This window comes from Cyclobacterium xiamenense (assembly GCF_009467825.1).
Taxonomy (GTDB): Bacteria; Bacteroidota; Bacteroidia; order Cytophagales; family Cyclobacteriaceae; genus Cyclobacterium; species Cyclobacterium xiamenense.
On record NZ_WIOK01000008.1, the window covers coordinates 16632 to 29334 of the forward strand.

Here is a 12703-nt window from a genome sequence, read left to right on the forward strand (position 1 = left end):
GCAAAAATACAACCCTTTCACCGGATACTCGACATTCCTCCGTCTATTTTTAGCACCTGTCCGGTGATCCAGGAAGAGCTATCGGATAATAAAAAGTGGATGGCCGCTGCCATATCATCGACTGTCCCGAAGCGTCCCAGCGGATGCCGTTTCCCGGCCGCCTCTTTCTTTTCTGGTGTCGAAAGCAATGCTTCTGCAAGTGGTGTATCTGTGAGTGAGGGAGCCACGGCATTTACCCGGATGCCGTTCGAAGCCCATTCCGCTGCCAAAGATCGGGTTAGACCCTCGACTGCCCCTTTGGCCCCGGCAATGGAAGAATGAAATCCCAATCCAGTTTGTACCGCAACCGTACTTACCAGCACCACAGAAGCTCCAGACGATTTTTTGAGCGGACGCTGAAGCACCTGCAACACCTTGATTGCTCCCAGGTAATTGATTTCGAGGTCATTTCTGAAATCGTCCAGACCGAATCGGTGAAAGGGTTTTAGTTGTATGGTACCGGGACAATAAAGTACTCCGTGGACAACTTCGGGTATGCCTTCAATTTCTGTAAAGTCTGAACGCACGTCCAATTTTTGACTACCTTCCTGAGAACGGGAGTAGGTAAATACCTCTGCCCCGGCCGCCTGCAGTATCTCTTTTACCTGCGCTCCGATTCCACTGTTTCCACCAATGATTACTATGTTTTTGTCCTTCATAAGTTTTTCCTCCTTTACCTTAGTATAATGAATAAATCATCAAATTGTTTGCCAGTGCAAGCCCTTTAAAAAAATCTCCCATCAAAACCGATTGATGGGAGATAGGGGTGTTCCGGTAGGGAAACGAACCAAAAGATACCTTATTCTTTTGATTACCGGGGAAGTTCCAGGTATTTGAGAAATTCGTTTCGCTTTTGTGCCGAATGTTCAAACTGTCCACTGTAAAACGACGTGACGGTACTGCTGCTGGTGTCCCGGACACCCCTGCTTGACACACACATGTGGTCGGCATCCAAAATAACGGCCACATCTTCGGTGCCCAACGCAGCTTTCAACTCGTTTCCAATTTGCACGGTCAACCGTTCCTGTACTTGCGGTCGTTTGGCATAGTACTGAACGATGCGATTAATTTTGGATAAACCAATGACCTGCCCATTGGAAATATACGCCACGTGCGCTTTTCCGTAGATTGGGACAAAATGGTGCTCGCAATGAGAGTAGAACGTGATGTCTTTTTCGACCAACATTTCGTTGTAACGAAACTTATTCTCAAAAAGCTTGGCGTCCGGTTTGTTTCTAGGATCCAAACCACTAAAAACCTCCTTCACAAACATCTTTGCGACCCGTTTCGGTGTTCCTTTCAGGCTGTCGTCTGTCAGGTCCAAACCCAAAATGTACATGATCTCCTTAAAATGTTTTTCAATCAGCTCCATTTTCAGGTCATCATCCATCTCAAATGCATCCTCCCGAAGGGGGGTGTCGTGAGAGGACGCCATGTGCTCGTCGCCCAATTCCTCTATGGTCTGATTGAGATCAATTCCCGCTGAATTCAACAAAGTTTCTTTCTGTTTCATATAATCGAACTGTTAAGTCGTATTTTTTTTCTACTTTATTTCTCAAAATATGCCAAATAACCACAGCAATGTTTTCCGCAGTTGGGTTAAGATTTTTAAATTCATCCGTGTCTAAATTTAGGTTTTTGTGATCAAACTTATCGGTGACATGCGCTCGGATCAGATCTTTCAGCAATTTCATGTCGTATACATACCCGGTATCCGGATCAACCGGACCCGAGACCTTTACAATCAAATCGTAATTATGCCCGTGGTAATTGGGATTGTTGCATTTTCCGAAAACCTCCTGATTTTTATCATCCGACCAGGCTGGATTGTGCAGTCGGTGGGCGGCATTGAAGTGTTCTTTTCGGTAGATTGATAATTTCATAGTTTCTCTAACCGGATTATCCGTTTATTTGTTCACTGTATTTTCGCAAAAACTCAACAAAATTTCCCGGAACGCACCCCTTCGCCAGCGGAACAATTCCTCGGAGAAAGGCATACCCTTCGTTCCAGTTAGTTCATTGCCAAGCCAAAGAACACCTGAATAAGGTGGTTGGGTTCAAAATACTATAATTTATCAGCCAATGGGAAAAAAACTAAAAAAGTGAACGCAAATTAAATTATTTTTCAATCCGGACTGTTATTCCAACCAGTGGGCGAGGGATCTTATGGCACCATGCCTGAACCAGTTTTAGTGAATATGAGGAAAAAACTAGTCGTTTGTTTGTTTTTGATCGCCAGTCCGGTACTTTCTTTCGGCGACGCGCACCTGGTTCAGCCGGGTCCGACGTCTGTTGAGCCGATGGAACGATCGGTCACGGAAAAGAACCTGGAATTGCTTGAACGCATCTGGGAGAATGTACGGCAGGATGCGGGCTCCCTCCGAAAGGAAGTTTTACAACGTGCCCTCAGTGGTTACCACCTGTTGGCAGAGAAGGGTATGTTGGCGGAGGGGAAACCCCTCACGCTGGTCGATTTCGATCTTCCCTCAACAGAAAAACGCTTATGGATTATAGACATGGAGTCCAAAACGCTGCAGCATGCGTCATTGGTAGCCCATGGACGAAATTCCGGAGATTTGCTTGCGACCAATTTTTCGAATACGCCCGATAGTTACATGAGCAGCCTGGGTTTTTACTTGACCGGAGAAAAATACATCGGTAAACATGGGGTCTCCTTGCGGCTGGACGGGCTGGAAAAAGGTATCAACGACAAAGCCAGAGCCAGGGCCATTGTCATCCATTCGGCAGATTATGCCACCGAAGAGTTTGTTGAGAGCTACGGTCGATTGGGAAGGAGTCTGGGTTGTCCGGCACTTCCTCACGAAAACTTCGAAGGGGTGATTGCGTTGATTCAAGACAAAAGCTGCCTGTACATTCATGCCGACCAGCCTTTTTACCAGGAAAGATCAATTTTCGCTGCGGAGGCGGCCTTCCAGCAGGGGTTGGCGCAGCAAGTGCAATAGTTCCGTATCTCGGTTGTAAATATCCTTGCGCACGTTGTCACGGCCATTGGAATCCGTCCAAATGGTCAGATAAAGTATAATGACAGGTATTTTCCTGTTCAACATCACAACCTGTTCGTTTTTTTGTTGCATGGCGCTTCGAATGCGTTCATCTGTCCATAGCGGCCGGTCTTTTAACAACAATTGGGCTAATTCAAACGGTTTTTGGATGCGAATACAGCCGGAACTCAGGGCCCGGTCTTCCCGGTAAAACAATTCCCGTGACGGTGTATCGTGGATGTATACGTCGTATTGGTTGGGAAACATAAACTTGACGGAACCGAGTGAGTTGGCAGGTCCCGGGTCCTGTCGGATAAGGTAGGGAAAATTGCTTCCCGTCATGTCATCCCAGTTTATTTCGTCGGGGTTAATTTCCCTTCCGGAATGGTCCAGAATCCGCATATTTTTTTGCGAAAGATACGCGTTGTTTTTTCGTACCGAAGGCAACACGTCGTTTTTCAAGATGGTAGGAGGGATGGTCCAGGTGGGGCTAAAAACCAGGTAGCTCATAGCAGCGTTGAATACCGGTGTCTTCCGGTAGGTTTTTCCAACAATGGCATTTGAGTGGAGCAGGGTGTCCTGCTCACTGATAAAATCCATGGAATACCCGGCAATATTGACCAGGATAAACTCCTGCAGCGTGGTATCCGGCAGCCAGCGAAGGCGTTCCATGTTTACTGCTAGCTTGTTCATTAGGGTTTCGGGGCTCTGATTGAGTGCCTCCAGGGTGCCCCTCCCGATGACCCCATCTGCCTGGAGGCCATTTCTTCGCTGAAAGTTTTTTACACCCATGGCCAGGATACTGTCGTACAAGTCATCCCGACCGGTTGCTACCGGGTACGTTTCCAGGTCTTTCCAAAAAATCAATTTTTCCCGAACGGTCGGAATCTGAGAATATCGTTGGCCGATTTCCAGGGGTTTTTCGGTGGCAGGTATGGGTCCGTTTTGGTCCGTATATTCCCTGGCCAACGCTGCATATTTTTTCATGGAAGTACGCATTCTGTCGTAAATAGGGAATTTTGGACGCAGACTAAAGAGTTCCTCGCGTACCTTTTTGGTAGCCAGGGCACGGTTTAATTTTTCCAGCACCCGTGGTTCGTGTCTCTTGGTTTGAATGTTCCAAACGCCCTTTACGTGTTCGGGATGAATTTTTCCCTGGTACAAGTGGTGGGCATACCCGATGAAGGCATCGCTTAACAGAACATCGAGTAGGGCAAGCTCCCGCTCTCTGAGTAGTCCGGTGTCGAAAAAACGGGCAATTAGTTCACTGATCGGCAAAAGGTGATAATCTTCCGGAAGTAACCCGTCAAAACCTGCCTGCCCGATAAGTTGCCATAACTCGAGTGCTTCGCAGGTAGGCTCCTGCTGGGCAGACCAGGCCGGTGCGAAGGCCCTCTCCGAGTAAAATGTGAGTAGGTGGGATTTGGCGTGTATCGGAGAATGCCCAAAAATTGTGTTTGTTTGCGTTTCGTCTCGTTCCAGAATCGACCGGATCTCCGAGGCAGTGCCGGCATTATTCGGTAGGGCTAAAACGGATGCGTGCGCCACCGTCAGGCAGGCCACCAGCAAAGGTAGGCGGAATCGGAGGCGAAAAGAGGCATTCATACGGCGGGAAAATTCCGGTACCGGTTGCCGGTGTCCCAGGCATCTTTTATCATGCCCAGGAAGGCATCCATTTTTGCGAGGGGAATCATGTTTGGCCCATCACTCAGCGCCTTGGAAGGTTCCGGATGGGTTTCGATAAAAAACCCGTCTACGCCGGCTGCAGCCGCTGCCCGCGCAAGGTAGGGCGCCATTTGCCGCTGTCCCCCGCTGCTACCCTGGTTGGCACCGGGTTGCTGTACGCTGTGCGTGACATCAAAAACTACCGGGGCAAATTGACGCATGATGGGCAGCGCCCGCATGTCTACCACCAGGTTGTGGTAGCCCAGAGAAAATCCTCTTTCCGTCAGGCAGACATTGGGATTACCTGTGGAGCGGATTTTATCCACAGCAAACTGCATGTCTTCCGGAGCCATAAATTGGCCTCTTTTTATCTTGATCGCCTTTCCGGATTTTCCAGCGGCCAGTAAAAGGTCTGTTTGCCGGCACAAAAATGCGGGTATCTGTATCACGTCCACCACTGCTGCGATGGCTTCTACCTGATAACTTTCATGAACATCCGTTACCAGGGGTAGGTGTAGGGCTTCTCCCACCTCCTGCAGTACCTTTAGCGACTGATCGAAACCAATCCCCCGGAATGAGCTTCCGGAGGTGCGATTGGCCTTGTCAAAAGAAGCTTTAAAAACGTAGTCAAAACCATGCTTCTGTGCGTAGGATTTGACCTTGCTGCCAATTTCGAGGCAGATCTCTTTGCTTTCCACGGCGCAGGGGCCGGAAAACAAAACTGGCCGGTCGGTTCCTAGTATTATGGACGCGCCAATACGCATGGTGTGTGTGGGGCTACTCATTTTTTGTTGGGTTGGTGCCGGTAGGGTCTAGCCGGGAGTTTTCGGAAAGGAGGCCGGGCAGTTTGCCCTGCGCATACAAAATCAGGTCTGCCACTTCTCGAAAGACGCCTTTCCCTCCCCCTTTTCTGCACACGTAGTCTACCTTGTCCAGGATATACGGCATGGCATCTGCCGGGGCAGCAGAGAAACCCACCCGTTGAAGCAGGTCCAGGTCTATCAAATCGTCTCCAATGTAGGCGACTTCGGCTGGCAGGATGCCTTTGTCCGATAGAATTTCGGATAGCGCCCCCCATTTGTCTGTTAGTCCGTGTCGGTGAAAGTCCACGTTCATTTGCTCACACCTTATTTTGGATACAGCTACATCGCGGCCCGAAAGTACGCCTACCTGTATGGTTGCATCCCGCAGGTACCGAAGGATTTGGCCGTCTTTTACCTGAAAGGACTTGTATTCCATGCCGTTGTCATCCAGAATAATGCCCCCGTCGGTCAATACGCCGTCCAGGTCTGTGACCAGCATCCGGATGGGTTTTGCACGGTCAAGGAGTTCGTTTGGAATATGGCTGAAATAACGCATTATCGTTTGTTTTTCCATTGTATGGAGTAAAGATCCAATCTTCGCTGTGCCAAATTTCGTACGCTTCCCGCTTTTCGTAGTTTCGTCAGCAAATCCAGATCCACGTCTGCCACGATGGTCGTTTCGGTATTGAGCGAGGCTTCCGCAATGATCGCATCGTGCGGAAACGAAAAGTCGGAGGGCGAATAAATGGCAGCCTGGGAATGCTGTATGTCCATGTTTTCAACCCGTGGAAGATTACCAACGGAGCCGGTGATGGCCACGTAGCACTCGTTTTCGATGGCCCGGGATTTGGCGCAGGTGCTTACCCGAAGGTAGGCATTTTTTGTATCCGTCCAAAAAGGGACAAACAGGATGTCCATCTCCTTTTCCGCCAAAATCCGGCTAAGCTCTGGGAATTCCACATCGTAGCAGATCAATATGCCTACCTTTCCGGCATCGGTATCGAATACCTTGATTCCATTCCCTCCTTGTAAGCCCCAGTACGACTGCTCATCCGGGGTGATGTGCAGTTTGTATTGCTTGTCCATGGTACCGTCCCTTCTGCAGAGGTAGCTCACGTTTCGGAGTTTTTTCCCGTCGTATTCCGGCATGCTACCGGCGATGATATTCACGTTGTAGGAGAGTGCCAGGTCGCGCATGCGGTTGACAATTTCTTCGGTGTAATCTGCCAGGTTTCGGATGGCTTCGGACGCGTCCATTTTGTTGAACTCCGCCAGCAAGGGTGCATTGAAAAATTCTGGAAACAAGCAGAAATCCGATTTGTAATCGGAGACCGTATCCACAAAAAACTCTACCTGCTGCATGAGGTCATCTACGTCGGTAAACCGCCTCATCTTCCATTGAACCAGGCCCAGGCGTACGATCGTTTTTTTGTTGCCAATCAGCTTTTCGTCCTTCTCGTAATAGATGTTGATCCATTCCAAAAGGGTGGCATAGGCCCTGGAATCCGTATCTTCCGGAAGGTATTTGGTGATCACTTTCCGAACGTGAAATTCATTGGCCAGCTGAAACGATAAGACCGGGTCAAAAATTTCCTTGTTTTTTACCAGTTCGATGTACTTTCGCGGAGACATTTGATCTGCGTATTTGCTGTACCCGGGAATTCTGCCCCCTGCAATGATGGACCGCAAATTCAGGTTTTCACAGAGTTCCTTTCTGGCATCGTAGAGTCTTCTTCCCAGCCGCAGTCCACGGTACTCCTTATCCACAAAAACGTCCGTTCCGTACAAGGTGTCACCTTCCTCATCGTGGGTATCGAATTTCCCGAAGCCCGTGATTTGATCGTAGCTGTGATTATCTCCATATTTGGCATAGTCTACGATGAGGCTGAGCGCTACGGCCACTACTTTCCCATTGTCCTCCAGGCAAATCTGTCCTTCGGGGAAGGCATTCAGTTGGTTCTTGAATTCTTCCTTGGTCCAGGTCATGCCCTGGGTCTTATAAGCCGAAACCATGATTTCCCGGATATCATTAAAATCGGAATGCTTGATGTTCCTAAGTTTTAGACGATGTTCAAGTTCTTCTTTTTGCTTGCTCATACCATTAATTTAATCACAAATTTACCTAAATTGGTGGCTATTGGTGTAGGACACGGGGGATTTTATCCTGCTTTTTTTCAGCAAAAAAGGTACCGGACTGTTCGGTAGGTCTGCATCCCTACAGGTGCAAATTTACCACATAGCGGAAAAAAGTGAGCGAATCAGACACCTGCGTAACCTTTTCCGGTGGGCAGGGCAGGATGTAGCAAGAGATGTAAACGGGAGACGAATGAAAGAAATTATAGAAGATATCAAGAACGGGGATTTTTGGGCTTTTTTAGAGCATTTTGATGAATTTTGGAATTTTAAGCTGCTCATGCTTGGTGAAACCAGGCTGACGGTGGGTTTATTTATCGGGCTTACCCTTTCCATCGTTTTCCTATTTATCGTTGCCGAAATCACCCGGAAATTTTTGGCAAATAAGGTATTGGTGCGGTACAATCTGGATGTGGGAATCCGGCAGTCCATTGCTACCATTTTTAAATACGTATTGATCATTTTCGGCCTGGTGACCATCCTGCAAAACAGCAACGTCGATTTGAGCGCTCTGGGCATACTTGCAGGAGCCATTGGTGTTGGTATCGGTTTTGGTCTCCAAAACATTACCAATAATTTTATCAGTGGATTGATCATTCTCGTCGAACGACCCATCAAGGTGGGCGATCGAATTGAGGTGGACGATGTGTACGGAGATGTGATCAAAATATCCGCCAGGTCCACCATGGTGCTTACCAACGACAACATTTCCATTATCCTGCCCAATAGTCAGTTTATTGATAACCCCGTCATCAACTGGTCGCACAACGACCGGAATATTCGGTTCAATATACCCGTGGGGGTGTCCTACAAGGAGGATCCCAATAAAATCAAGCGAATCCTGCTGGAGGTAGTAAAGGCCAATCCCGGTGTACTCAGCTATCCCGAACCAGACGTGCTTTTTGAGCAATACAATGACAGCAGCATTGATTTCAACCTTAGGGTCTGGACTTCGGAATACATCAATAAACCGAAAGTGCTAAAAAGCCAGCTATACTATGCGATTTTCGCTAAATTCCGAGAGGAAATGGTGGAGATTCCCTTTCCGCAGCGGGACCTTCATATCCGTTCCGGCCTGGAAAAATTTACCTCATCCTAATTTTTTTTATTTTAGGCATTTCCTTTATCTTTAGAGCGTTAATGGTCAGTTGGTTAAACGAGGGGAATCAGGCCTGCTTTATTTATGAAGAGAATCTTATTTTTTTTGGTAGTTTTTTTACTTGCCTTTTCCAACGATAGTTTTTCCCAAAGCATGTATCGCTTTCGATTTGAAGAACCCTGGTCGTTCTCACTTCAAGTGGGTCCTTCTCAGTATTTCGGTGACCTGTATGCGTTGTGGCAATACAGTGAAGGGATTCAACCCGACTACAATGCGGCCTTTAGTGCCCGGTACACCTTTGGTACCAATCTCAAAGCAAGGGCAGATGTCTCGTATTATCAAATTTCCGGGCAGGATGTAAAAGCAGACCCCCGGAGCGGCCGGATTCCCAGAGATTTGAACTTCAGGAGCAGAAACTGGGAAGCAGCCTTTTTGGTCGAATACTATTACAAGCCGGTAAAGGTCTATAACATTACCCGCGAGTTTATTAACCCCTACGTATTTTTCGGCGTCGGGGCCACAACCAACAATCCGAAAACCCTGTATCGGGATCAATGGGTGGACTTACGGCCCTTGCGGACTGAAAATGAGCTGTATTCGGATGTGGTTATGGTGTTCCCCATGGGCCTGGGTTTAAAATACAAGGTAAATGTATACATGGATTTTTTTATCGAGGGCAATTACCGGTTTACCCTCTCGGACTACCTGGACGATATCAGTACGTTCAATATATCCGGTTATTACGAAGAGCTAATTGCCGATTACGTTTCGGGCGAAAACCCGGATCGGCTTCGCTTGTCGGTCAGGCAGCCCCGGTACCTGCTTCCCAATGGTGAACCCAATGTGGAATTGATTCGCAATCGGCGAGGGGCCCCGCGGAGAGGTAGTGGAGATCCCCGACTTGATGAGCCAGGGGCCAGATACGACGGCTATTTTACGTTAAACGTTGGTGCCGAAATTTATTTTTCACAAGACATCTGGGATAACTGGATTTTCAGAAACAGGGGGCGGGGATTTAGGTTCTGGTAACGTTCTCTCAATTGGCTTGCCATCAAAGGTGTTCATTTTGCACATCCCGGGGTGCTTTCGAAACGAATACGGATAATTTTTTTTAATTTTGAAATTGAATCATTCAAAAAAAACTGACCAAAACAGCAAATGTCTGAGTATAATTTTCGCACCATAGAAAAAAAATGGCAGGACCGATGGGAGCAGAGCGGGATTTTCCATGCACGTCTGGATCCCGGCAAACCCAAATTTTATTCCCTGGACATGTTCCCTTACCCCTCCGGAGCGGGATTGCATGTGGGGCATCCGCTGGGATACATCGCCTCCGATATCGTGACACGCTACAAACGACTCAAAGGATTCAATGTGCTGCATCCCATGGGGTACGATTCCTTTGGACTTCCGGCGGAGCAATACGCCATACAGACCGGGCAGCACCCTGCGATAACCACGGAGGAAAACATCAGACGTTACACGGAACAACTCAAGAATATCGGGTTTGCTTTTGATTGGGAAAAGGAGGTGCGTACTTCGGATCCGGAATACTACCGCTGGACCCAGTGGATTTTTATGCAGCTGTTTGACAGCTATTACGATTTGGATGCCGACAAGGCCCTGCCCATCGCGCACCTGGTTTCGCTCTTCGAAAAAGAAGGAAGCCGGGGAGTACGGGCGGTTTGCGACGAAAACCCGACGCCGTTTACCGCGGATGACTGGCTGAAATTTTCCGAATCGGAGAAACAGCGGCTTTTGCTGCAGTACCGGCTTACTTTCCTGGCGGAGACTACTGTCAACTGGTGTTCCGCGCTAGGTACGGTACTGTCCAATGACGAAGTGAAAGACGGGTTTTCCGAAAGAGGCGGTCATCCGGTAGAACGAAAACGAATGATGCAGTGGAGCATGCGTATCACTGCTTACGCGGAGCGATTGCTGAAAGGCCTGAATTCATTGGATTGGCCGGAGCCGGTAAAGGAAATGCAACGAAACTGGATCGGCAGGTCGGTAGGTGCGGAGATGGTATTTGCGATCGAAGGAATCGAGGAAACCATTAAGGTATTTACGACCCGAATCGATACCATCTACGGGGTTACCTACCTCGCATTGGCCCCCGAACACGAATTGGTGGAACAGCTGATCACCGAAGATCAGCGGGAGAAAGCGGAGCAATATGTAGCGCAAGCCAAAAACCGGTCCGAGCGAGATCGAATGGCCGATGTCAAAACCATTTCGGGAGCCTTTACCGGTAGCTACGCCACCAACCCGTTTAACGGAGAACGGATTCCCATTTGGATTGCGGATTACGTACTGGCAGGCTACGGTACTGGAGCAGTGATGGCAGTCCCTGCTCATGACGAACGCGACTACAATTTTGCGAGACATTTCGATCTGGAGATACGACAGGTAATCGAAGGGAGTATGGAAAACGGATCGTTTCCGGGCAAGGGAGGTACCCTCATTAATTCCGGGTTTATCTCCGGCATGGTTATGCAGGATGCCATGGACAAGGCCATCGCTTTTCTTGAAGAGAAGGGAATCGGAAAGGGAAAAATCCAATACAAAATGCGGGATGCCATTTTTACGCGACAGCGCTACTGGGGCGAGCCCCTGCCCGTTTATTTTAAAGAGGGTCTGCCCTACCTGATTGACGAGAAGGACCTCCCACTGCGCCTGCCTGAGGTGGATAAATACCTGCCTACCGAAGACGGTGCGCCTCCGCTCGGAAGAGCCCGGGATTGGTCCTATACGACTCCGGAGGGAACGTTTCCGCTAGAGATGAGTACCATGCCGGGTTGGGCAGGGTCCAGCTGGTATTTCTTTCGGTACATGGATCCAACCAACGAAAAAGAATTTGTCAGCAAGGAAGCGGCAGCCTATTGGGGTGCGGTGGACTTGTATATTGGAGGTGCCGAACATGCGACGGGTCACCTGCTTTATTCCCGATTCTGGACCAAATTCCTCTTTGACAGGGGCTGGGTGCCGATCGAGGAGCCTTTTGGTAAAATGATCAATCAGGGAATGATACAGGGCCGGTCCAACTTTGTCTACCGAAAGAAAGGTACCAATACGTTTGTAAGTCATGGTTTGCTTGACAAACACGAGGTGATCCCCATGCACGTGGAGGTGGGGATGGTACACAACGATCAGCTGGATACGGAGGCGTTTAGAAACTGGAGACCCGATCTGGCAGATGCCGGGTTTGTTCTGGAGGAAGGAAAGTACGTCTGTGGCGCAGAAGTAGAAAAAATGTCCAAGTCCAAATACAATGTGGTCAATCCGGACGACGTGATCGAACAGTATGGGGCGGATACGCTACGTTTGTACGAAATGTTTCTTGGGCCATTGGAACAGTTTAAGCCCTGGAACACCAACGGCATAGACGGGGTGTTCAAATTCCTGAAAAAGCTTTGGAGGCTCTTTTACGATGCGAAGGGAAACTGGCAGGTATCGGATCAAAAGCCCGAGATGGCGGCGTTAAAGGTCCTGCATAAGACCATTCGTAAGGTGGAGGAAGATATCGAACGGCATTCCTTCAATACCTCGGTATCTTCGTTCATGATTTGTGTCAATGAATTATCGGCCTTGAAGTGCCACCAACGGTCCGTTCTGGAGCCCCTACTGGTAATCCTTTCTCCTTACGCGCCACACATTGCAGAGGAACTTTGGGAAAGGCTGGGCCACGATCAATCCATTCTCCAACAGCGTTATCCAACAGCCGAGGACAAGTACCTGGCGGAATCCAGTCACGAGTACCCGGTCTCGATAAATGGTAAGATGCGTGTAAAATTGAGCTTACCGAGCGACCTTTCGCGGGAAGAAATCGAGGAAGCTGCGCTGGCTCACGAGGACCTGCAAAAATGGATCGAGGGAAAGATACCTAAGAAGATCATTGTTGTTCCGGGTAAGATTGTAAACATTGTCATTTAGCAAAAGGAAATTAGCCCCGGGAAGATTAT

General features: G+C 48.7%; 11 protein-coding genes. 4 read left to right on the forward strand and 7 right to left on the reverse strand.

Annotated elements, in window-relative coordinates:
* Nucleotides 1-17 precede the first annotated feature (17 nt).
* From GCU44_RS07640 to GCU44_RS07650, 3 genes are all read right to left on the reverse strand, one after another.
* Nucleotides 18-698, reverse strand: coding sequence for an SDR family NAD(P)-dependent oxidoreductase (locus GCU44_RS07640; protein WP_154855690.1), 681 nt, complete (start codon nucleotides 696-698; stop codon nucleotides 18-20).
* Nucleotides 699-850: 152 nt separating this feature from the next.
* Nucleotides 851-1552, reverse strand: coding sequence for a GTP cyclohydrolase I FolE (folE, locus tag GCU44_RS07645; protein ID WP_154855692.1), 702 nt, complete (start codon nucleotides 1550-1552; stop codon nucleotides 851-853).
* Nucleotides 1512-1922, reverse strand: a complete 411-nt coding sequence (locus tag GCU44_RS07650; protein WP_154855694.1) for a 6-pyruvoyl trahydropterin synthase family protein — start codon at nucleotides 1920-1922, stop codon at nucleotides 1512-1514. The genes folE and GCU44_RS07650 overlap by 41 nt, the downstream gene beginning before the upstream one ends.
* A gap of 315 nt (nucleotides 1923-2237) precedes the next feature.
* Between GCU44_RS07650 and GCU44_RS07655 the strand changes: the two genes are divergently transcribed.
* Nucleotides 2238-3002: a murein L,D-transpeptidase catalytic domain family protein gene (locus GCU44_RS07655; protein ID WP_154855696.1), complete on the forward strand. Its 765-nt coding sequence runs from the start codon at nucleotides 2238-2240 to the stop codon at nucleotides 3000-3002.
* On the opposite strand, the gene GCU44_RS07660 is transcribed toward GCU44_RS07655, so the two are convergent.
* The 4 genes from GCU44_RS07660 to GCU44_RS07675 are packed head-to-tail and all read right to left on the reverse strand — an operon-like array spanning nucleotide 2946 to nucleotide 7606.
* Nucleotides 2946-4646, reverse strand: coding sequence for a L,D-transpeptidase family protein (locus GCU44_RS07660; RefSeq protein ID WP_154855698.1), 1701 nt, complete (start codon nucleotides 4644-4646; stop codon nucleotides 2946-2948). The two genes, GCU44_RS07655 and GCU44_RS07660, sit on opposite strands and share 57 nt — an antisense overlap.
* The gene (kdsA, locus tag GCU44_RS07665; RefSeq protein ID WP_154855700.1) at nucleotides 4643-5491 is read right to left on the reverse strand and encodes a 3-deoxy-8-phosphooctulonate synthase; all 849 of its coding nucleotides are present in this window, start codon (nucleotides 5489-5491) and stop codon (nucleotides 4643-4645) included. Before kdsA ends, GCU44_RS07660 begins: the two co-directional genes overlap by 4 nt.
* Entirely contained in the window at nucleotides 5484-6065 is a 582-nt protein-coding gene (locus GCU44_RS07670; RefSeq protein ID WP_154855702.1) for a KdsC family phosphatase, read from the reverse strand. The genes kdsA and GCU44_RS07670 overlap by 8 nt, the downstream gene beginning before the upstream one ends.
* A complete protein-coding gene (locus tag GCU44_RS07675) occupies nucleotides 6065-7606 on the reverse strand; it encodes a GNAT family N-acetyltransferase (protein ID WP_092173956.1) in 1542 nt (513 codons plus the stop codon). Before GCU44_RS07675 ends, GCU44_RS07670 begins: the two co-directional genes overlap by 1 nt.
* Before the next feature lie 229 nt (nucleotides 7607-7835).
* Between GCU44_RS07675 and GCU44_RS07680 the strand changes: the two genes are divergently transcribed.
* The 3 genes from GCU44_RS07680 (at nucleotide 7836) to leuS (ending at nucleotide 12674) form a co-directional block, all read left to right on the forward strand.
* Complete coding sequence (locus GCU44_RS07680) at nucleotides 7836-8741, forward strand: mechanosensitive ion channel family protein (RefSeq protein WP_154855704.1); 906 nt, start codon at nucleotides 7836-7838, stop codon at nucleotides 8739-8741.
* Between the two features lie 84 nt (nucleotides 8742-8825).
* On the forward strand, nucleotides 8826-9770 hold the full coding sequence (locus GCU44_RS07685; RefSeq protein ID WP_154855705.1) for a DUF6089 family protein: 945 nt from the start codon (nucleotides 8826-8828) through the stop codon (nucleotides 9768-9770).
* 129 nt (nucleotides 9771-9899) lie between these two features.
* Nucleotides 9900-12674, forward strand: coding sequence for a leucine--tRNA ligase (leuS, locus tag GCU44_RS07690; RefSeq protein ID WP_154855707.1), 2775 nt, complete (start codon nucleotides 9900-9902; stop codon nucleotides 12672-12674).
* Nucleotides 12675-12703: the final 29 nt, after the last annotated feature.

Bases quoted from the DNA above. Each gene is read 5' to 3' on its own strand.
- GCU44_RS07640 (WP_154855690.1), bottom strand. From the start codon at position 698: ATGAAGGACAAAAACATAGTAATCATTGGTGGAAACAGTGGAATCGGA.
- folE (WP_154855692.1), bottom strand. From the start codon at position 1,552: ATGAAACAGAAAGAAACTTTGTTGAATTCAGCGGGAATTGATCTCAAT.
- GCU44_RS07650 (WP_154855694.1), bottom strand. From the start codon at position 1,922: ATGAAATTATCAATCTACCGAAAAGAACACTTCAATGCCGCCCACCGA.
- GCU44_RS07655 (WP_154855696.1), top strand. From the start codon at position 2,238: ATGAGGAAAAAACTAGTCGTTTGTTTGTTTTTGATCGCCAGTCCGGTA.
- GCU44_RS07660 (WP_154855698.1), bottom strand. From the start codon at position 4,646: ATGAATGCCTCTTTTCGCCTCCGATTCCGCCTACCTTTGCTGGTGGCC.
- kdsA (WP_154855700.1), bottom strand. From the start codon at position 5,491: ATGAGTAGCCCCACACACACCATGCGTATTGGCGCGTCCATAATACTA.
- GCU44_RS07670 (WP_154855702.1), bottom strand. From the start codon at position 6,065: ATGCGTTATTTCAGCCATATTCCAAACGAACTCCTTGACCGTGCAAAA.
- GCU44_RS07675 (WP_092173956.1), bottom strand. From the start codon at position 7,606: ATGAGCAAGCAAAAAGAAGAACTTGAACATCGTCTAAAACTTAGGAAC.
- GCU44_RS07680 (WP_154855704.1), top strand. From the start codon at position 7,836: ATGAAAGAAATTATAGAAGATATCAAGAACGGGGATTTTTGGGCTTTT.
- GCU44_RS07685 (WP_154855705.1), top strand. From the start codon at position 8,826: ATGAAGAGAATCTTATTTTTTTTGGTAGTTTTTTTACTTGCCTTTTCC.
- leuS (WP_154855707.1), top strand. From the start codon at position 9,900: ATGTCTGAGTATAATTTTCGCACCATAGAAAAAAAATGGCAGGACCGA.